At 69.7% G+C, this 18,210-nt stretch carries 17 protein-coding genes and 1 riboswitch; of the genes, 9 read left to right on the top strand and 8 right to left on the bottom strand.

Annotated features, from left to right (window positions below):
- Positions 1-27 precede the first annotated feature (27 nt).
- The 3 genes from lpxC to thiC all read left to right on the top strand — a co-directional run bounded on the left by lpxC (position 28) and on the right by thiC (position 3,298).
- Complete coding sequence (gene lpxC / locus AVME950_RS08790) at positions 28-951, top strand: UDP-3-O-acyl-N-acetylglucosamine deacetylase (RefSeq protein WP_272567220.1); 924 nt, start codon at positions 28-30, stop codon at positions 949-951.
- A 22-nt stretch (positions 952-973) separates the two neighbouring features.
- Complete coding sequence (locus AVME950_RS08785; protein WP_272567221.1) at positions 974-1,150, top strand: hypothetical protein; 177 nt, start codon at positions 974-976, stop codon at positions 1,148-1,150.
- Between the two features lie 45 nt (positions 1,151-1,195).
- A riboswitch (TPP riboswitch) is annotated at positions 1,196-1,319 on the top strand.
- A 116-nt stretch (positions 1,320-1,435) separates the two neighbouring features.
- A complete protein-coding gene (gene thiC, locus AVME950_RS08780) occupies positions 1,436-3,298 on the top strand; it encodes a phosphomethylpyrimidine synthase ThiC (protein WP_272567223.1) in 1,863 nt (620 codons plus the stop codon).
- 60 nt (positions 3,299-3,358) lie between these two features.
- Here the strand turns inward: thiC and AVME950_RS08775 are convergent, their stop codons facing one another.
- Complete coding sequence (locus tag AVME950_RS08775) at positions 3,359-5,065, bottom strand: methyl-accepting chemotaxis protein (protein WP_284429469.1); 1,707 nt, start codon at positions 5,063-5,065, stop codon at positions 3,359-3,361.
- 274 nt (positions 5,066-5,339) lie between these two features.
- Here AVME950_RS08775 and AVME950_RS08770 point away from each other — a divergent pair, with 274 nt between their 5' ends.
- Complete coding sequence (locus AVME950_RS08770) at positions 5,340-6,995, top strand: methyl-accepting chemotaxis protein (protein WP_284405279.1); 1,656 nt, start codon at positions 5,340-5,342, stop codon at positions 6,993-6,995.
- Positions 6,996-7,216: 221 nt separating this feature from the next.
- On the top strand, positions 7,217-7,807 hold the full coding sequence (locus tag AVME950_RS08765; RefSeq protein WP_317356105.1) for an RcnB family protein: 591 nt from the start codon (positions 7,217-7,219) through the stop codon (positions 7,805-7,807).
- Positions 7,808-7,851: 44 nt separating this feature from the next.
- Here the strand turns inward: AVME950_RS08765 and ruvC are convergent, their stop codons facing one another.
- The 3 genes from ruvC to AVME950_RS08750 are packed head-to-tail and all read right to left on the bottom strand — an operon-like array spanning position 7,852 to position 10,284.
- Entirely contained in the window at positions 7,852-8,400 is a 549-nt protein-coding gene (gene ruvC / locus AVME950_RS08760; protein WP_272567228.1) for a crossover junction endodeoxyribonuclease RuvC, read from the bottom strand.
- Positions 8,401-8,459: 59 nt separating this feature from the next.
- Entirely contained in the window at positions 8,460-9,464 is a 1,005-nt protein-coding gene (locus AVME950_RS08755) for a phosphatidate cytidylyltransferase (RefSeq protein WP_272567229.1), read from the bottom strand.
- A 1-nt stretch (position 9,465) separates the two neighbouring features.
- Positions 9,466-10,284 carry a lysophospholipid acyltransferase family protein gene (locus tag AVME950_RS08750; RefSeq protein WP_284429468.1) on the bottom strand — a complete coding sequence of 273 codons (819 nt, stop codon included), beginning with the start codon at positions 10,282-10,284 and terminating at the stop codon, positions 9,466-9,468.
- Positions 10,285-10,495: 211 nt separating this feature from the next.
- On the opposite strand from AVME950_RS08750, the gene AVME950_RS08745 reads away from it, so the two are divergent.
- The 4 genes from AVME950_RS08745 (at position 10,496) to AVME950_RS08730 (ending at position 13,497) form a co-directional block, all read left to right on the top strand.
- Entirely contained in the window at positions 10,496-11,479 is a 984-nt protein-coding gene (locus AVME950_RS08745) for a Bug family tripartite tricarboxylate transporter substrate binding protein (protein WP_272567231.1), read from the top strand.
- On the top strand, positions 11,476-11,835 hold the full coding sequence (locus AVME950_RS08740; protein WP_284429467.1) for a cupin domain-containing protein: 360 nt from the start codon (positions 11,476-11,478) through the stop codon (positions 11,833-11,835). Before AVME950_RS08745 ends, AVME950_RS08740 begins: the two co-directional genes overlap by 4 nt.
- Positions 11,832-12,626 carry an HpcH/HpaI aldolase family protein gene (locus AVME950_RS08735; protein ID WP_284429466.1) on the top strand — a complete coding sequence of 265 codons (795 nt, stop codon included), beginning with the start codon at positions 11,832-11,834 and terminating at the stop codon, positions 12,624-12,626. The genes AVME950_RS08740 and AVME950_RS08735 overlap by 4 nt, the downstream gene beginning before the upstream one ends.
- Before the next feature lie 73 nt (positions 12,627-12,699).
- Positions 12,700-13,497: an IclR family transcriptional regulator domain-containing protein gene (locus AVME950_RS08730; protein WP_272567234.1), complete on the top strand. Its 798-nt coding sequence runs from the start codon at positions 12,700-12,702 to the stop codon at positions 13,495-13,497.
- A 78-nt stretch (positions 13,498-13,575) separates the two neighbouring features.
- Here AVME950_RS08730 and mtgA read toward each other — a convergent pair whose 3' ends face one another.
- From mtgA to AVME950_RS08710, 4 genes are all read right to left on the bottom strand, one after another.
- The gene (mtgA, locus tag AVME950_RS08725; protein WP_284429465.1) at positions 13,576-14,307 is read right to left on the bottom strand and encodes a monofunctional biosynthetic peptidoglycan transglycosylase; all 732 of its coding nucleotides are present in this window, start codon (positions 14,305-14,307) and stop codon (positions 13,576-13,578) included.
- Positions 14,308-14,333: 26 nt separating this feature from the next.
- Positions 14,334-15,185 (bottom strand): shikimate dehydrogenase, encoded by an 852-nt coding sequence (aroE, locus tag AVME950_RS08720; protein WP_284429464.1) that lies wholly within the window; start codon positions 15,183-15,185, stop codon positions 14,334-14,336.
- A gap of 72 nt (positions 15,186-15,257) precedes the next feature.
- Positions 15,258-16,118, bottom strand: a complete 861-nt coding sequence (locus AVME950_RS08715; protein ID WP_272567239.1) for an energy transducer TonB — start codon at positions 16,116-16,118, stop codon at positions 15,258-15,260.
- Entirely contained in the window at positions 16,115-18,205 is a 2,091-nt protein-coding gene (locus AVME950_RS08710; protein WP_284429463.1) for a ribonuclease catalytic domain-containing protein, read from the bottom strand. Before AVME950_RS08710 ends, AVME950_RS08715 begins: the two co-directional genes overlap by 4 nt.
- Between the last annotated feature and the right edge of the window lie 5 nt (positions 18,206-18,210).

Here is an 18,210-nt window from a genome sequence, read left to right as displayed (position 1 = left end):
TGGGGCCTCCCCCTCTAAAATCGACCGATGCTCCAGCAACGCACGATCAAGACCCTGACCCGCGCCGTCGGCGTGGGCCTGCACAGCGGCCAGCGGGTCGAATTGACGCTGCGCCCCGCCCAGCCCGACACGGGCATCGTGTTCCGCCGGGTGGACCTGCCCGAGCCGGTGGACATTCCCATCACCGCCATGGCCGTGGTGGACACGCGCATGGCCTCCACCATCGGCGTGGGCGGTGCGAAGGTGCACACGGTCGAGCACCTGATGTCGGCCTGCGCGGGCTTGGGGCTGGACAACCTGTACATCGACATCACGGCCGAAGAGGTGCCCATCCTCGACGGCTCCTCCGCCTCGTTCGTGTTCCTGCTGCAGAGCGCCGGCGTGGAGCTGCAGAAGGCGCCCAAGCGCTTCATCCGCGTGACGCGCCCGGTCGAGGTGCGCGAGGGCACGGGCCCGAGCACGAAGTGGGCACGGCTCGACCCGTACCACGGCTACAAGCTGCGCTTCGAGATCGACTTCGCCCACCCGGCGGTCGATTCCACCGGACAGAGCGTGGAGTTCGACCTCGGCTCCGGCAACTACACCCGCGACATCGCGCGCGCGCGCACCTTCGGCTTCACCAAGGACGTGGAGATGATGCGTGCCAGCGGCCTGGCGCTGGGCGGCGGGCTGGACAACGCCATCGTCATGGACGACTACAAGGTGCTCAACAGCGACGGCCTGCGCTACGACGACGAGTTCGTGAAGCACAAGATCCTCGATGCCATCGGCGACCTGTACCTCGTCGGCAAGCCACTGCTGGCGGCCTACAGCGCGTTCCGCTCGGGCCACGCGATGAACAACCTGCTGCTGCGCGAACTGCTCGCGCAGGAGGATGCCTGGGAAATCGCCACGTTCGACAACGAGCGCCAGGCGCCCGCCGGCTTCGCGCAGCCGGTGGCCGCGTGGTAGGGCGACGCCGGGGCCGCGCGGCATGCTGATCTTTCGCTGGATCGCCACCCTGCTGCTGCTCATGGCAGCGGTGTCGTTCGCGTTCTACGTGGGCACGGGGCAGGCGCGCTACAAGCGCTGGGGGCTCATCATCCTGAAGTGGACGGTGATCGCCGGCTTCGTGTTCTTCGCCGTGCTCATCCTGGGGCGCATCGCCTGACCGACACGGAGGGATGGCGGCGGGCGCGGGGGCTGGCCTATACTGGCGCCTGCTCCGGGGTGTGCTGATGCGCTGAGATGCGGGCGGCCTGACGAATGTCAGGCTGGCTTGCGAACCCGACGAACTTGATCCGGTTCATACCGGCGGAAGAAGAGCCGACCTCCCGTGACCGTGCCCGCACCCGCGTGGCACGCACCGCTTCACCAGGCGCCATGCGCCTGCGTTCCAGGCACAGGTCCATTTCCGGAGCAGCCCCACCGCCCCCGGAAACAGGAGACCTGCCCCATGAACGCACCCGAACCCCTCGCCCGCGAAAAATTCGCCGAACTGCTCGCGCTCACCCGCGCGCCCTTTCCCGCATCGCGAAAGGCCTACCTGCCCGGCCACACGCACGCGGACCTGCGCGTGCCGGTGCGCGACATCGCGCTCACCAACGGCGAGCAGGTCAGCGTGTACGACACCTCCGGCCCCTACACCGACCCCGAGGCCGTGATCGACGTGCGCCAGGGCCTGGCCAGCGTGCGCGGCGGCTGGATCACGGCGCGCGGCGACGTGGAGCACTACGAGGGCCGCCCGCCTGTGGCGCTGGACGATGGCCAAAAGAGCGAGGACGCCGCCCGCCTGGCCCAGCTGCGGGCCGAGGCCGCCGCGCTGCAGCGCCAGCCGCTGCGCGCCAAGAGTGGGGCCAACGTGACGCAGATGCACTACGCGCGCCGCGGCATCGTCACGCCCGAGATGGAATACGTGGCCATCCGCGAGAACGGCCGCCGCGAATGGATGGCGCAGTACATGCAGGATGCGGGCCGCGAGCAGCGCCTGATGGGCAACCCCATGGGCGCGAGCATCCCGAAGATCATCACACCCGAGTTCGTGCGCGATGAAGTGGCCCGCGGTCGCGCGATCATTCCCGCCAACATCAACCACCCCGAGGTGGAGCCGATGGCGATCGGGCGCAACTTCAAGGTCAAGATCAACGCCAACATCGGCAACTCGGCCGTCACCTCCAGCATCGAGGAAGAAGTGGAAAAGCTGGTGTGGGCCATCCGCTGGGGCGCCGACAACGTGATGGACCTGTCCACCGGCAAGGCCATCCACACCACGCGGGACTGGATCGTGCGCAACTCGCCGGTGCCGATCGGCACGGTGCCCATCTACCAGGCGCTGGAGAAGGTCGGCGGCGTGGCCGAAGACCTGACCTGGGCCATCTTCCGCGACACGCTCATCGAGCAGGCCGAGCAGGGCGTGGACTACTTCACCATCCACGCGGGCGTGCGGCTGGCCTACATCCACCTCACGGCCCAGCGCCGCACCGGCATCGTCTCGCGCGGCGGCTCCATCATGGCCAAGTGGTGCATGGCGCACCACAAGGAGAGCTTCCTGTACGAGCACTTCGAGGACATCTGCGACATCATGAAGGCGTACGACGTGTCGTTCAGCCTGGGCGATGGCCTGCGGCCCGGCTGCGCGTCCGATGCCAACGACGAGGCGCAGTTCGCCGAACTGCACACGCTGGGCGAACTCACCCAGACCGCCTGGAAGCACGATGTGCAGACCATGATCGAAGGCCCCGGCCACGTGCCCATGCACATGATCCAGGCCAACATGACCGAGCAGCTCAAGACCTGCCACGAAGCGCCGTTCTACACGCTGGGCCCGCTGACCATCGACATCGCCCCGGGCTACGACCACATCGCCAGCGCCATCGGCGCGGCCATGATCGGCTGGATGGGCACGGCCATGCTGTGCTACGTGACGCCCAAGGAGCACCTGGGCCTGCCCGACCGCGACGACGTCAAGCAGGGCATCATTGCCTACAAGATCGCTGCGCACGCCGCCGACGTGGCCAAGGGCCACCCCGGCGCCCGCGCGCGCGACGACGCGCTCTCCCAGGCGCGTTTCGATTTCCGCTGGCAGGACCAGTTCAACCTGGGCCTCGACCCCGAGACGGCCCAGGAATACCACGACGAAACGCTGCCGAAAGACAGCGCCAAGGTCGCCCACTTCTGCTCGATGTGCGGCCCCAAGTTCTGCTCGATGAAGATCACGCAGGAGGTGCGTGAGTTCGCCGCCAAGGGCCTGCAGGAAAAGGCGGTGGAGTTCCGCGGCACGGGCGGCGAGCTGTACGTGCCGATCCAGCCGGTGGGCTGATCGCCCTTCATGGGCGCAGGGCGCGCCGCCTGGCAAGGCGGCGGCGTGCCCTGGCGGACCTCAGGCGTGGCCCAGGCGCAGGGCCCGCACTGCAGGGACCGTTGCGGGCAAAGGCGCCGGCACGGGCGCGGAGAGGCGTTCCGCCGATTCGCTGGCCGCCGAGGAATGCGGCAACGCGAAGCGGCTGATCACCGACGACAGGTCGTGCGCCTGCCCGCGCAGGCTTTCCGCCGCGGCGGCGGATTGCTCCACCAGCGCCGCGTTCTGCTGCGTCATCTCGTCCAGCCGCGACATGGCGGCGTGGATGGCCGCGATGTCCTGGTTCTGCGACCGGGTGTGGCTGCGGATCTCGCCCATGGTCTGCGCCGTGTGCTGGATGGTGGAGACCACGCGCTCCATCGTGCGGCCGGCGTGCCCGGCCAGGCTGGCGCCCGAGGCCACCTGCTGCACGGACTCGGCGATCAGCGCCTTGATCTCCTTGGCGGCCTCGGCCGAGCGGTTGGCCAGGCTGCGCACTTCGGACGCCACCACGGCGAATCCCCGGCCCTGGTCGCCGGCGCGTGCGGCCTCCACGGCGGCGTTCAGTGCCAGGATGTTTGTCTGGAAGGCGATGGAGTCGATCACGCCGGTGATGTCGGCGATGCGGCGCGAGCCGGTGGCGATGCGGTCCATGGTGTCCACGACCTGCGTGACCACGCCGCTGCCTTCCTGCGCCACACTGGCGGCCTGCGAGGCCAGGGCTTCCGTGCGCTCGGCGGACGCCGCCGCATCCGCCACGCGGCGGGTGACCTGCTCCAGCGAGGCCGCGGTTTCCTGCAGCCGCGCGGCGGCCTCCTCGGTGCGGTTGGACAGGTCGGCGTTGCCGCCCGCGATGTCGGTCGAGGCGGCGCTGATGCTCTGCCCCAGGGTCTGCACGCGGTGCACCAGGCTGCGCAGCGCGCCCTGCATCACCGACAGCGAGGTGAGCATGCGGCCGGTTTCGTCGCGTTCGTGGCCGGCGATGTCCTGGCGCAGGTCCAGCCCGGCCACGCGGTCCGCCGTGGCGCTGGCGATGGCGATCGGGCGGGTGATGCTGCGCACCAGCCACAGCGCCAGCAGGGTGCCCAGGGCCAGCGACAGCGCGCCGAAGGCCACCAGCGCCCAGCGCGCCATGCCGCTCAGGCGCGCGACCTGCGCCGCCGCTTCGTCGATGTCCTGCCGCTGCGACTGCGAGAGCGCTTCGAGCGCCTGGAGCAGCGCCGTGGCCGAGGGCAGGAAGCGTTCACCGTAGACCTTGCGGATGCGCTCGGTGAGGCCCGAATCGCGCGCGGCCACCAGCTCCGTTCGCGCGGCCAGGAAGGTGGCGCCCATGGTGCGCACCTGCGCCACCTGCTGCATGTCATCGGTGCCTTCGAGCCGCCGGGCCAGTTGGGCGACCAGCGCGTCGTACTGCTGCTGGGTGCGCGCGATGTCGGCGCCGAGGATCTCGCCCACCTCGGGTTCGGAACTCAGTGCCACGGCCTTGTAGCGCTCGGCGTTGATGGCCTGCAGCCGGTACGCATCGGCCACCAGGCGCTCGGTCGCGACGCTGCGCTGCACCATGGCGTCCGTGGCGCGGCCGATGTGGTGCAGCGACCAGATGCCGATGGCCGAGCCCACTAGGCTCAGCGCCAGGACGGCGAGAAAGACAGTCAGCAGGCGCTGGCTCAGTGAGCCGGTGCCCGGCCGGACGGCAGTGGGGGCAGGGGATGCGTGGGACGCGGGAGATGCAGTGAAGGGGTGTGCCATGTGGAGTCCGAAGGTGTGGCGGGCGCCATGGCGGGGCCGGAAGGCGCGGGCCGGCGCGGTCGCGATGGCAGTGACTTTGCCCTCTATTTGTGACAATTTGTTTTCCACTGCGCGGTGTGAGGGCATGGCGCCGCGTGTTGGCCCCTCGGTGAATACCCCGTCGGCTATTGGCAGGGCGCCGCATATAGTGATCGCCGATGCGGCCCACGAGGCCGTGTTTTTTTGGTGGCGTGGTTATTGCTAACGCTCAAGTAACATTTTGTAGAGGAGAGCCATGAACGCTCTGGGCCGCCTGTCGATTCGCACCCGCCTGTATTTCGGGACGATCTTTTCCTTGGTGCTCCTCGTCGTCATCGGTGCCATGGGCTATCTCGCCCTGGACCGTACGCGGGACACGTTGCAGGTGCTGTTTTCGCAGCGCGTGCAGACCCTGACCGACATGGCCGAACTGCGCACCACACTGGGGAATCTGCGCCGGGCCGAGAAGGACATCATCATCAACTTCAACAACTCGGTCGAAGTGTCGGCCCTGCGCGACAGCTGGGGCAAGACGCTCGCCGCGCTGCGAAAGAGCTTGGCCGACGTGCGGCAGGCCCAGGCGGGGGATGCCGCCTTCGTCGAGGGCATCGACAAGTCGCTCGCCGAGATCAAGCAGTACGAAGCCGGCATCTCGCCCATCTTCGAGCAGATCGAGCGCGCGCAGATCGACGGGGCTGGGGGCGGCGCCTATGCCGACCGCCTCAAGCAGCACATGGAGGCCACCGACCAGCTGTTCGCCAGCCTGGCCACCACCGCGCGCCAGCAGATGGAGGAGGCGCGCCAGGGCGTGGAGGCGCGCACGGCCTTCATGTCGGCCGCGATCGGCGGCGGGCTCCTGCTGGGGCTGGCGGTGCTCATTCCGTTGACCTTCTTCAGCGTGCGCTCCATCACGCAATCGCTGGCCCAGGCGCGCGATCTGGCCGAGCGCATCGCCAGCGGCGATCTGTCGCACGAGGTGCATGCCACGCAGCAGGACGAGGTGGGCCAGTTGGTGACCGCCATGGGCCGCATGCAGGATTCGCTGCGCGGACTGGTGCGCCAGGTGCAGGAAGCGTCGGGCAGCATCTCCACGGCCAGCACCGAGATCGCCTCGGGCAACCACGACCTGAGCCAGCGCACCGAGCAGACGGCGGCCAACCTGGAAGAAACCGCGTCGTCCATGGAGCTGCTCACCAGCACCGTGCAGCAGAGCGCGCAGTCCGCGCGCCAGGCGAGCGAATTCGCCACCACCGCGGCCGAGGTGGCCGCGCGCGGCGGCGCCGTGGTGTCGCAGGTGGTCAGCACCATGGGGCAGATCACCGACAGCTCGCGCAAGATCGCCGATATCACCGGCGTGATCGATTCCATCGCCTTCCAGACCAACATCCTGGCGCTGAACGCCGCCGTGGAAGCCGCCCGCGCCGGCGAGCAGGGCCGCGGCTTCGCCGTGGTGGCCAGCGAGGTGCGCAGCCTGGCGCAGCGCAGCGCCGAGGCGGCCAAGGAGATCAAGGGCCTCATCGGCTCGTCGGTGGACCGCGTGGAAGACGGCTCGCGCCTGGTGAGCGAGGCCGGGGCGACCATGAACGAGATCGTGGGCAGCGTGCGCCGGGTGTCGGACATCATTTCCGAGATCACCGCCGCGTCGTCCGAGCAAAGCGACAACATCGGGCAGATCAGCCAGTCGGTGAGCCAGCTCGACCAGATGACGCAGCAGAACGCCGCGCTGGTGGAGCAATCCACCGCCGCATCGGAATCCTTGCGCGACCAGGCCAACCAGCTCACCCAGGCCGTGAGCCAGTTCAAGCTGAGCGATGCCGCCGAAGCCCCTGCGGGCCGGGTCGCCGCGCGTTCCCCTGCCGGCGTGCCGTCGCCCGCGGTGGCGCAGCAAGCCAAGGCGTTGCAGCTGCACTGAGCCTCGTCGACGGGGGCGGTGCAGGGTGGGGCTCCCTGCGCTGCCCACCCATGCCTATCCCGCGCCTGGCCCCCGCTGATGCATTTCGTTGCCGGTGTGCAGCGCGTGCAAACCTGTGGCAACCGCGGGAAAACCTCCGGTAAAGCAGGGCCGTCCCGGGACCGGGCCCCGGCAAATTGCGGCACCATGCGGGCATGTTCAACCTTTTCGAAAGGCTGGAAATGTCGCGAGACGCTTCGACCCTGCATGCCTTCCCCGGCCGCGCCGCCGCCGTGGGAACCTTCTTCACCGCTTCGACCGCTCCCACCTCCCGCCGCCTGCAGGGCTTGGCCGCCGCGTGCGTGGCCGTCCTTCTGGGCGCCGCATCGCTGGGCGCCGAAGCCCAGCCGCGCGACGATCGGCACGAGCAGCGCCATGGCCAGCGCCACGGCGGCCGGCATGACGACCGGGGCCGCGACGACGGACGCCATGGCGACCGCCGGCACGACGACCGCCGTGGCCCACCGGCCTATCGCCACCCGGGCCCGCCGCCGCAGGCCTACCACGGCGGCCCGGCGTACCGGCCCGGACCGCCGATGGTGCACCCCGGCCATCCGCAGATGCACGGGCAGCGCGGCGTCGGCCCGCAGCACAACTGGTACCGCGGCAGCCGCGTGCCGCCCATGTACCGCTCGCACCATTACGTGGTGAACAACTGGCGCCACCACCACCTGGCGCCCCCGCCGCGCGGATACCACTGGGTGCAGAACGGGCCGGACTACCTGCTCATCGCCATCGGCACCGGGGTGATCGCGCAGATCGTCTTCCAGTAGGCCGCCGGCCGGCAACAGGGGACGACGCCCGCGCACCCCGCCGGTCAGTAGCTGCGGCCGCCCTTGTACATGGCGTGCTGGCGCCGGTTGAGCGTGGCGGCCTCGCCCAGGCGCGCCATGGCCGCCCCCGCATGCGCGTGGGTGATGGCCATGCCCAGCGCATCGGCCGCGTCGGAGCCGGGCAGGCCCGGCAGGTGCAGCAGCCGCCGCACCATCTCCTGCACCTGGGTCTTGGCGGCCCGGCCGTGGCCGACCACGGCCTTCTTCATCTGCAGCGCGGTGTACTCGGCCACCGGCAGGTCGCTGGCCACCAGGGCGGTGATGCAGGCGCCCCGCGCCTGGCCCAGCAGCAGGGTGGACTGGGGGTTCACGTTCACGAAGACGATTTCCACCGTGGCCACGTCGGGCTGGTAGCGCGCCACCACCTCGGTGATGCCGTCGAACAGCACCTTGAGCCGGCCCGGCAGGTTGCCCAGCGCGAGCGCCGTGGTGCGGATCGTCCCGCTCGCGACGTAGCTCAGCGCGTGGCCGTCCACATCCACCACGCCGAAGCCGGTGGTCTGCAGGCCGGGGTCGATTCCCAGGATTCGCATGCGCTCACTTATTCATAGCATCAAGGGCAATAAGTTCTAGGGCATGGGGCCGATTTCGCCTACAGGCCGAAGTACCAGCGCACGGAGTGGAAGAACACCGGCGCCGCAAAGCACAGCGCGTCCACCCGGTCCAGCAGCCCGCCCGCGCCCGTGACCGACTGGCCCTGCATGCCCCAGCTGGTGATGCCACGGTCGCGCTTGAGCGCCTTCATCACCAGGTGGCCCAGGCTGCCCGCCAGGCACGCCAGCAGGGCCATGCCCAGCGCCTGCCCCGGCTTGAATGGCGTGATGAACGACAGCATGACCCCGGCCACGCCGCCCACCGCCACGCCACTGGCCCAGCTCAGCCACTGAAAGCTCTGGCTCACCTGCGGCGCCACCGGCTTGTGGGGGAACCGGCGGCCCAGCAGGTGCTGGGCGATCACGCCGGCCTGCACCACCACGACCAGGAAGAACACCAGGAAGGCGCCCTTGCCCTCGTAGCCCGGGAAGTCGAGCAGCAGCAGCGCGGGCACATGGCTCATGCCGTACACGCACACCATGATCCCCCACTGCAGCTTGGCGTTGCGCTCCAGGAAGCGCTCGGGGTCGTTGGCGAGCGCGCTGGCCACCGGCAGCGCGAGAAAGACGTACACCGGGATGAACACCGTGAACAGGTCGAACTTGCGCGTGCCCACGAGGATGAACTGCAGCGGCAGCACCACGAAGAAGGCCAGCACCAGGCTGCGGTGGTCGCCCCGGCGCGTGGGCGAGAGGGTGATGAACTCGCGCAGCGCGAAGAACGCCACGATGGCGAAGAGCACCGTGGCCACGGTATCGCCCAGGGCCCAGCCCACCCAGAACACGGTGGCCATGAACCACGAGGTCTTGAGCAGGCTCCAGAAGCGCCGCCATTCCTGCTGGTGCGCCTCGTGCTCGGCCTGGTCCTGCACGCCGGTGCCGCGCGCCTCGCGCAGCGTCTGGAAGAAAGCGTAGAGGGTGACCAGCGAGAGCAGGCCGAACATCGCGACGAAGAGCGCGCCGATCTGCTGCGTGGTGGTGAGGTTGCGAAGGAAGTCGTTCATGTCAGACCTCCCGCAGCGCGATGACGGCGCGGCGCGCGCGGTCCAGGAACGGGCGGCGCTCCTCGCCGGGCTCGACCTGGATCGGGGCGCCGAAGGTCACCGAGCACAGGATGGGCACGGGTACCACTTCGCCCTTGGGCATGACGCGCTGCACGTTGTGGATCCAGGCCGGCACCAGCACCGCCTGCGGGAACATCAGCGCCAGCTTGTACAGGCCCGACTTGAAGGGCTGGGGCTCATCGCCGTGGCCGCGCGTGCCCTCGGGAAAGATCACGATCGAATCGCCGCTGGACAGCGCCTGCACCAGCGGGGCCAGCGGGTCGTCGGGCGCGAGCGCGGCGCGCAGGGCCTCGGGTGTCGGCGGCGCGGATTCGGCGGCGGCTTCATGGGGCGCCGGGGCCGGGGTCTCCATCATCGATCCGCTCTGCGGAATGTCGACTGCGTTCAGGGCGGTTGGGCCGTCCGCCGGGGCCGGCGGGGCAGGGTCCAGGGCGGCCGTTTCGGCGCCCGGCGCCGCCGATGGCACCGCGGCAGGCGTGCCCGACTGGCGGTCCACGTACACGGCGTTGAACACCGCCGAGGTGATCCAGTGCCGAAAGGGCGTCTTGGTCCAGTAGTCCTTGGCGGCGATGGGGCGGGTGATGCTGCGCAGCTCCTGGGGCAGCGCGGCCCAGATCATCACCAGGTCGGCGTGGCTCTGGTGGTTGGCGAAATAGATGCGTTGCTCGGCCTTGGGCGGGCAGCCGTACCAGCGGGCCTGGGAACCGGTGAGAAATCGCACCAGTCCGAGTAGGAAAAGGCTCATCAACTTGGAAAGCATGGCGGCGATGATACGGGGGCGTGGCAGGGGGCCCGCGCCGGCCTGCACCGTGGGCCAGCGAGCCCCCTGCCACGGGCCGGCCGCGCACCGGGAAGATCCGTTCTGCGAAGTGGAATTTTCCAAGTTCGCGCTTTCCTTTCGCGAGGCCACTTCTAGACTGTCCGTACCGCTTCACCGCGGCGATTCCGCTAAAAAAGCAGGGAGTTTCTCCATGAACGTTTCGACCACACGCCGCCAGGCCCTGGTTCTGGGTGCCTCGGGCGCCTTGCCCATGCTGGCGAGGGCGCAGGCCGGCGCCGACTTTCCCACCCACCCCGTGCGCCTGATCGTGCCGTTCGCGCCGGGCGGCTCGACCGACATCCTCGGGCGGCTGCTGTCCAAGCACCTGTTCCCCGCCAGCGGCCAGCCGATGGTGGTGGAGAACATGGCCGGCGCGGGCGGCAACCTGGGCGCCGCGCTGGTGGCCCGGTCCCCGGCCGACGGCTACACCCTCGAGATCGGCGCCATGTCCACGCATGCCATGAATGGCAGCCTGTACAAGCAGTTGGCGTTCGATCCGATGAACGATTTCGACACCGTGGCCATGCTGGCCTACGCGATCAACGTCATCGCCGTCTCGCCCAGCGTGCCGGCGCGCACCTTCCCCGAACTGCTGGCCTACATCCGCGCCAACCCGGGCAAGCTCAACTACGCCTCGGGCGGCATCGGCACCCACAACCACCTCACGCTCGCGCTGCTGGCCAAGACGGCGCAACTGGACATCGTGCACGTGCCCTACAAGGGCGGCGGCCCGGCCGTCGCCGCACTGCTGCAGGGCGAATGCCAGATGTTCGCAGGCGGCGCCTCGCTGCTGCTGCCGCATGCGCAGGCCGGCAAGGTGCGCCTGATCGCCGTCACCGAAAAGACCCGCTCCGACCTGCTGCCCGACGTGCCCAGCGCGGCCGAGACGCTCAAGGGCTTCGAGGTCACCAACTGGTACGGCGTGTTCGCGCCCAAGGGGCTGGACGTGGCGCGCCGCGCCCTCATCAACCACGAGATCAACCGGGTGACCGGCCTGCCCGAGGTCGCCGAGCGGCTCAAGGGCCTGGGCATGGTGCGGGCGCCCGTGGACCCGGTTCAATTGCGCGAGATCCTGCAGGCTGACTACCGGCTGTGGTCTTCCACCATCAAGTCGCTGGGAATTTCCTCCGAATGAACGCCCCACACCCCCTGCCCATGGCGCTGAACAGCGTCGATTGGAATGCAATGGAATGGAAGCCCGTGCGCCACGGCATCGAACGCAAGGCATTCGGCAGCGAGCACGTCACGCTCGCGCTGCACCGGCTGCTGCCGGGCCACGAGCCACGTCCGCATTCCCATCCCCATGAGCAGGTGGTGTACATCCTGGCGGGCCAGATCGACTTCTACGTGGAGGGCCAGGTGGTGCGCCTGGGCCCGGGAAGCCTGCTGGTGGTGCCCCCCAACGCCATGCACCACGGCGTGGTGGTGGGGGACGAGCCGGTGCTCAATCTCGACGTCTTCACCCCCGCGCGCCCGGAATACCTGGCATGACGGCGGCCCGCCCCGGCGCCGCCGATGAGGCCCCGTCCCTGCGCGAGCGGCTGGTGGCGGGCGATTTTCTGTTCGCCACGTTCGTGAAGACCACCTCGCACCAGACGGTGGAGGTGCTCGCCGCCACGGGCCTGGACACCCTGGTGCTCGATGCCGAGCATGCGCCCTTCGGGCCGGAGAGCCTGGACCGCAGCCTGCTCGCGGCGCGCGCGTGCGCCCTGCCGGTGCTGGTGCGCGTGCCCTATCCGCGCGGCGCGGCCATCCAGCAGGCGCTGGACATGGGCGCGGCCGGGGTGATGGTGCCGCACGTGGACTCCGCCGCCATCGCGCTCGAAGTCGTGCGTGCGGCGCGCTACGGCGGCACCCGGGGCTATTCGGCCTCGCCGCGCGCCGGCGGCTACGGCCAGCGGAGCATGGCCGACCACCTGCGGCTGAGCGACGCGCACACCGCGGTGATCGTGCAGATCGAAAGCGGCGAGGCCGTGGCACAGGCGCGGGAGATCGCCGCTGTGCCGGGCGTGGACTGCCTGTTCGTCGGGCCGGCCGACCTGGCCGTGTCCCTGGGGGCCGACGGCCCGGGCGATCCGCGCGTGGCCGAGGCCATCGCCCGGGTGTGCGCCGCCGGGCGCGCCACGCAATGCGCCGTGGGGTGCTTCGTGTCCGATGCCGCGCAGGTGGCCGGCCTGCGGGCGCTGGGCATCGCATTCTTCGTCGTGGGCTCCGACCAGGCGCTGCTTCGCGCCGCGGCACGGCAGGCCATGGCGGGCGCGCTGGAATCCATCGCCGCCTGACCCCCTGGTACTACATATTGCGCGGGGTGTATGGCGTGCGCCATACTGCCCAACCCGAGACCGAGAGAGAAACATGAGTACCGAAGTCCGTTCCGTGCAGCGAGCGCTGCTCATCCTTCGCGTGATGAACGAGCGATCCACCTGGAGCCTGCAGGAGTTGCATCAGCGCACCGGCCTGGCCAAATCGACCCTGCACCGCCTGCTGAGCACGCTGGAGTCCGAGAAATACGTGCGCAGCGATCCGCACGCCTATGGGCAATACCAGCTCACGCTCGCCGTGGGTAACCTGAGCAGCGGCATCAACGAAAAGCTGCGCCTGGCCGAAGTGGCGGCGCCGCTGATGATCGCCACCACGCGCCAGATCAAGTGGCCGCTGTCCCTGGGGGTGATCGAAGGGCACCAGATCCGCGTGGTGTTCTGCACCATGCCCTACAGCCCGTACGCGATCCGGCCCTCCAGCCTGGGGCGCCGCTACGAGCTGATCCCGTCCGCGCTGGGCCGCACCTACCTGTCGTTCTGCAGCCGGGCGGAGCGCCGCATCCTGGTGGAGTCGGCCAACCTGAATGGCGACGAAAGCCAGAAGATCACCGACCTGTGGGCGATGCGCAAGATCGTGCAGCAGACGCGGCGCCAGGGCTACGCCATCCGCCACGCGCGCAGCAATGCCGAGAGCACGGCCTTCGCGGTGCCGGTGTTCGGCGGCGGGGTGTTGCGCGGTACGCTGGTGTATTCGACGTTCGCCAGCCAGATGGACGAGCGCATGCTCAAGCGTTTCCTGCCCCTGGTGCAGGCCACGGCGGACCGCATCGGGGAAGAGGCGGCCATCATGCCCGGCCAGCTGGGCGAGGCGCTGAACGGCCCGCACGTCTGACCCGGCTGCCTTGGGGCATGAGGGGACGGCGCGCCGCGCTCACCCTCAAGGCCATCCCAAGGCCATCCCAAGGCCGTCTCAGGGAAGTTCCGCCGAGCCCATGCGTCCCAGAATCACGCGCGTGCGGCCGGAGAGGTAGGCCGAGCCCGGCGCCTTCTCGAAGCGCTTGGGCTGCGGCAGCATCACCGCCAGCCGGGCGGCCTCGGCCGCGCTGAGCTTCGAGGCGCTCTTGCGAAAGTAGTGCTGCGCGGCGGCCTCGGCCCCGAACACGCCATCGCCCCATTCCACGCTGTTGAGGTAGATCTCCAGGATGCGCTGCTTGCTCAGCAACTGCTCCAGCGCCAGCGTGAGCACGAACTCCTGCCCCTTGCGCAGCAGCGTTCGTTCGCCCGACAGCAGCAGGTTCTTGGCCAGCTGCTGGGTGATGGTGGAGCCGCCGCGGATCTTGGGGTTGCGCACCGGCCGGTCGGGCTGCAGCTCCTGGCGCTTGGCGGCCTGGGCCTCGGCGCGGGCGTTGCGCTCCCAGGCCTTTTCGATCGCGTTCCAGTCCACGCCGTCGTGGTTGACGAAGCCGTCGTCCTCCGAGGCGATCACCGCGCGCTTGAGGGTGTCGGCGATCTGGCCGTAGGGCACCCACTGCTGGCGCCATTGCAGCGTGCCGTGGGCGGCCTGGCCCCAGGCCTCCGAGCGCTGGAAGGCGGTGGATTCGGGGTCGATCGCCACCATGGCCGCGATGCGGCCGACGAAGAACACCTGCAGCGCCACGAAGGCCAGCAGCACCAGCCCGATCCAACGCAGCAAGCCTTTCATGCCGTGGTCTCTCCCCAGAGGGCGGGTCAGTGGCCGGCGGCCATGGTGGTGCGCAGCTCGGCCAGCACCTGGGCCGCGGGCGGGCGCACGCCGCGCCACAGGGCGAACGCCTCGGCCGCCTGCTCCACCAGCATGCCCAGCCCGTCGCGCGGCACCGCGCCGTGGCGGGCGGCCCAGTCCAGGAACCCCTGCGCGGCGGGGCCATACATCATGTCGTAGGCCAGGCTGCCGGCCCGCAGCACGTGGGCTGGCACCGGAATGCCGCCGCCGCCCAGGCTGCTGGCGGTGGCGTTGACGATCACATCGAAATCGGCCTCCAGCGCATGATCCTCTAGGGCGTTTAGCTCTGTTTTTTGTAGCAAAGCCAGATCGGCATGCGCCTGCACCAGCGCCTGGGCGCGGGCCGCGGTGCGGTTGACCACCACGATGCGGCGCGGCCGTTCGTGCAGCAACGGTCCCAGCGCCCCGGCCGCCGCGCCGCCCGCGCCCACCAGCAGCACGTCGCTGCCCGCCAGCGGCACGCCGGCGTTTCGCACGATGTCGGCCACCAGGCCCAGGCCGTCGGTATTGTCGGCGGCGATGCGGCCGTCGTCGCCGAAGGTGAGGGTGTTGGCCGCACCGGCCAGCCGCACCCGCTCGCTGCCTTGGGCGGCCAGCCGCGCCGCGTCGAGCTTGAAGGGCACGGTCACGTTGCAGCCGCGCCCGCCCGCCGCGGCGAAGTCGGCCAGGGCCTGCGGGAAGCCGTCCAGCGGCACCAGCCGGCGGGCATACGACAGGCGCTCGCCGGTGAGTTCGGCGAAGCGCGCATGGATCCAGGGCGAGCGGCTGTGCTCGACCGGGTTGCCCATCACGCAGTAGGAATCCACGGGCGAAGTCATCGGGGTGTCGTGCGGAAGAAAAGCGGCAAGGAAAGTACGGCGCAGGACGTACGGCGAAGGGGGGGCGCGGCGTCAGCGCACGCTGGTTTCCAGGGTCTGGTCGCGCGTGAACTTGAAGCGCGAGACCACGGCGATCTGGTCGGCCTTGGCCCGCATGGCGGGGCCGAACACGCCGAACGGCCCGGCCGAGCGGGCGATGGCCTGGGCGCGGTTGTCGAGCAGGCGGTTGCCCGAGCCCTGCACGATCTCGGTCTCCAGCACCGTGCCGTCGTGGTTGACGGTCACGATCATCGTCAGCTCGCCGTAGAGTTTCTTGCCGCCCTGTTCGGGAAAGTTGTCGGTGCCCTTGTCCTCGATCTTGCGGCGCAGCCCGTCGTAGTAGATCGCGTAGACCTCCTCGCGCGTGGCGGGGCTGATGTAGCGCTTCTTGGGGCGGGCGTTCTCTTCGTTGATGCGCTTTTCGATCTCGGCCAGCAGCTTGATGAGCTGGCGGCGCTTTTCCTCCTGCGCCAGCGCGTCGGCGCTCTGGCTGGGCTGGCGCGGGTCGGGCACCGGCAGGGTGGCGAGCTGCTTGCGCAGCTGGGCCAGCAGCTGGCTTTGCTGCTCCTGCATGGCGTCGAGCTTGCGCTGGGCCTCCTCGAAATCGTCGCCCACCGCCGTGAGGGCCGAGTAGGGCAGGGGGCTGGTCGCGCGGCCCTTGGCGGCCTCGCCGCCTCCGGCCAGCGACGACTGCGCGATCGCCTGGGCCTTGTCCGGCCGCTCGCTGGACTTGGCGTTGACCAGGATCACTTCCAGCGGCGTGTCCTGGAAGACGCGGTTGAAGCTCTCGGGGTCGATGAACCGCACCGACAGCAGCACCGCATGCACGGCGATGGACACGCCGAGCGCCAGCTGCAGCGTGCTGAATCGTTGGAAGAAGGCGGGCAGTTTCACGGCGCCCGATTATCCGTGCTGGCGCTGGCGCCGGCCTCGGTTTCGTTCACGTCCACCGCGATGGCGATGGGGCCGGCCACGGCCTCTTCGTCGTCCTCGCCCGCCTCGTCGCCCTGCGGCGTGGCCTCGGCGCTGTCGGCGGGGCTGTCCAGGCGCTCCAGCACGGTGCCGTTCACGTCGAGCGTGATCTCGTCGATCTCACCGAGCTTGACGCGCACCCGCGCGCCGCGCGGCAGGTTCTGCGCGCCCAGCACGGGCAGCACCAGCGGCAGCGTGTCGGCCCGCACGAGGAAGCTCCCCCCGGGGCCTTCCTTGAACACGGTGGCCTCGATCTCGGTGATCTCGTTTTGCTGCAGGTACTGCAACGTCCAGAAGCGCTCCATGCCGGCCTGGTAGCCGTTGTAGGCGCTGTAGGCCGCATCGAAGCTGCTGATGACGGAGAACAGGTCCGCGTCCTTGGGCTTGAACGGCGCGGCCAGCGCGGCGGTCTTGCCGTGGCGCACGCACGCGATGATCTGCCACTGGTTCACCAGGTCCACGTAGCGGCGCAGCGGCGAGGTCGCCCAGGCGTAGCTCTTGACGCCGATGCCCGCGTGCGGCAGCGCCTTGGTGCCCATGCGCACCTTCACGCCGGGCGCCAGGCTGGCCTGGCTGCGGTAGATGCCGGGCACGCCGTGGTCGGCCAGCAGGCCGCCCCAGGTGCTGTTGGCCACGATGGCGGCCTCGGCCACGATCAGGTCCAGCGGGGCGCCGCGCCGGCGCGTGGTGATCGAGACGGTCTCGCGGCCCTGCGGCTCGGCGCCGTCGTTGCCGGTGAGGCGGAAGTTGTAGTCCGGCCGGTTGAAGGTCTCGGGCTTGCCGCGCACCACCTCGCGCTGGGCCTTGAGGCTTTGGGCCAGGCGGTACAGAAACGATAGCTGCCCGCGCAGCTCCAGCAAGCGCTGGGGGGCTTCCGGGGCCTGCACCGTGGGGTCGGTCAGCCAGGCTTCGGTGACGATGTGGTCCAGCTGGTCGTGGCGCAGGTTGGCCGCCACGGGCACGCGTTCCAGCTTGGTTTCGGTGCCGGTGACTTCGAGCGTGGCCTCGTCGATGGTCACGTAGAGCGACACGGCCGGGTTGGCGCGGCCCTCGTCCAGGGTGTAGATCTTCACCACCTCGTCGGGCAGCATGGTGATCTTGTAGCCGGGCATGTACACCGTGGACAGGCGGTTGCGCCCCAGCTGGTCGAGCGGCGTGCCCGGCACGATGGCCAGGCCCGGCGCCGCGATGTGGATGCCCAGCACCACGGTGCCCGTACCCAGGCCCTGCACCGACAGCGCGTCGTCGATCTCGGTCGTCTGGGAGTCGTCGATGGAATACGCCTGCACGGGCGCCAGCGGCAGGTCCTCGGGCGGCTGCGGCGCGGTGATCGCCGCAAAGCCGGTGCCCTTGGGAAAGTTGTCGAACAGGAAGCGCTTCCAGTGGAACTGGTAGGCCGAGTCGATGGCGCCGGCCCGCTGCAGCAGATCGAGCGGCGGCAGGTGGGTGGCGCGGCTGGCCTCCACCACGGCCTTGTACTCGGGCGCGTTCTTGTCGGGGCGGAACAGGATCTTGTAGAGCTGCTCGCGGATGGGCTGCGGGCATTCGCCCCGGCCGAGCTGCTCGGCCCAGTCGGCGATCTGCTGCAGCACGAGCTTCTTTTTCTCGATGGCGGCCAGCGCCTGTTGCAGGATCTCGGCCGGCGCCTTCTTGAAGCGGCCCTTGCCCGCGCGGCGGAAGTAGTGCGGCGCCTCGTACAGCGCGAACAGCGCGCCGGCCTGCTGGACGAGGGTGGCGTTCTCGGAGAAATAGTCCCGCGCCAGGTCGGCGAAGCCGAATTCGTCCTCGGGGGCGAATTCCCAGGCCAGGTCGAGCTCGATCGACGCGGCCACGGCCTGCGCCTGGGCGAGCATCTCGGCCGGGGCGGGTTTTTCGAACCGGATCAGCAGGTGGGCGGCCTTGACCTTCACCCTTTTGCCCGAGTCGAGCTCGATCTGGGCGGAGCTTTCGGCCTCGGAAAGGATGCGTCCGGCGAGAAATTTGCCGGCTTCTTCAAACAATGCATGCATGGGCG

The sequence above is a fragment of the Acidovorax sp. SUPP950 genome, assembly GCF_030158935.1.
Lineage (GTDB): Bacteria > Pseudomonadota > Gammaproteobacteria > Burkholderiales > Burkholderiaceae_C > Paracidovorax.
This window is presented reverse-complemented; position numbering and strand designations above follow the sequence as displayed.

Coding starts and splice junctions, on each gene's coding strand:
- lpxC (WP_272567220.1), top strand. CDS start 28: ATGCTCCAGCAACGCACGATCAAGACCCTGACCCGCGCCGTCGGCGTG.
- AVME950_RS08785 (WP_272567221.1), top strand. CDS start 974: ATGCTGATCTTTCGCTGGATCGCCACCCTGCTGCTGCTCATGGCAGCG.
- thiC (WP_272567223.1), top strand. CDS start 1,436: ATGAACGCACCCGAACCCCTCGCCCGCGAAAAATTCGCCGAACTGCTC.
- AVME950_RS08775 (WP_284429469.1), bottom strand. CDS start 5,065: ATGGCACACCCCTTCACTGCATCTCCCGCGTCCCACGCATCCCCTGCC.
- AVME950_RS08770 (WP_284405279.1), top strand. CDS start 5,340: ATGAACGCTCTGGGCCGCCTGTCGATTCGCACCCGCCTGTATTTCGGG.
- AVME950_RS08765 (WP_317356105.1), top strand. CDS start 7,217: ATGTCGCGAGACGCTTCGACCCTGCATGCCTTCCCCGGCCGCGCCGCC.
- ruvC (WP_272567228.1), bottom strand. CDS start 8,400: ATGCGAATCCTGGGAATCGACCCCGGCCTGCAGACCACCGGCTTCGGC.
- AVME950_RS08755 (WP_272567229.1), bottom strand. CDS start 9,464: ATGAACGACTTCCTTCGCAACCTCACCACCACGCAGCAGATCGGCGCG.
- AVME950_RS08750 (WP_284429468.1), bottom strand. CDS start 10,284: ATGCTTTCCAAGTTGATGAGCCTTTTCCTACTCGGACTGGTGCGATTT.
- AVME950_RS08745 (WP_272567231.1), top strand. CDS start 10,496: ATGAACGTTTCGACCACACGCCGCCAGGCCCTGGTTCTGGGTGCCTCG.
- AVME950_RS08740 (WP_284429467.1), top strand. CDS start 11,476: ATGAACGCCCCACACCCCCTGCCCATGGCGCTGAACAGCGTCGATTGG.
- AVME950_RS08735 (WP_284429466.1), top strand. CDS start 11,832: ATGACGGCGGCCCGCCCCGGCGCCGCCGATGAGGCCCCGTCCCTGCGC.
- AVME950_RS08730 (WP_272567234.1), top strand. CDS start 12,700: ATGAGTACCGAAGTCCGTTCCGTGCAGCGAGCGCTGCTCATCCTTCGC.
- mtgA (WP_284429465.1), bottom strand. CDS start 14,307: ATGAAAGGCTTGCTGCGTTGGATCGGGCTGGTGCTGCTGGCCTTCGTG.
- aroE (WP_284429464.1), bottom strand. CDS start 15,185: ATGACTTCGCCCGTGGATTCCTACTGCGTGATGGGCAACCCGGTCGAG.
- AVME950_RS08710 (WP_284429463.1), bottom strand. CDS start 18,205: ATGCATGCATTGTTTGAAGAAGCCGGCAAATTTCTCGCCGGACGCATC.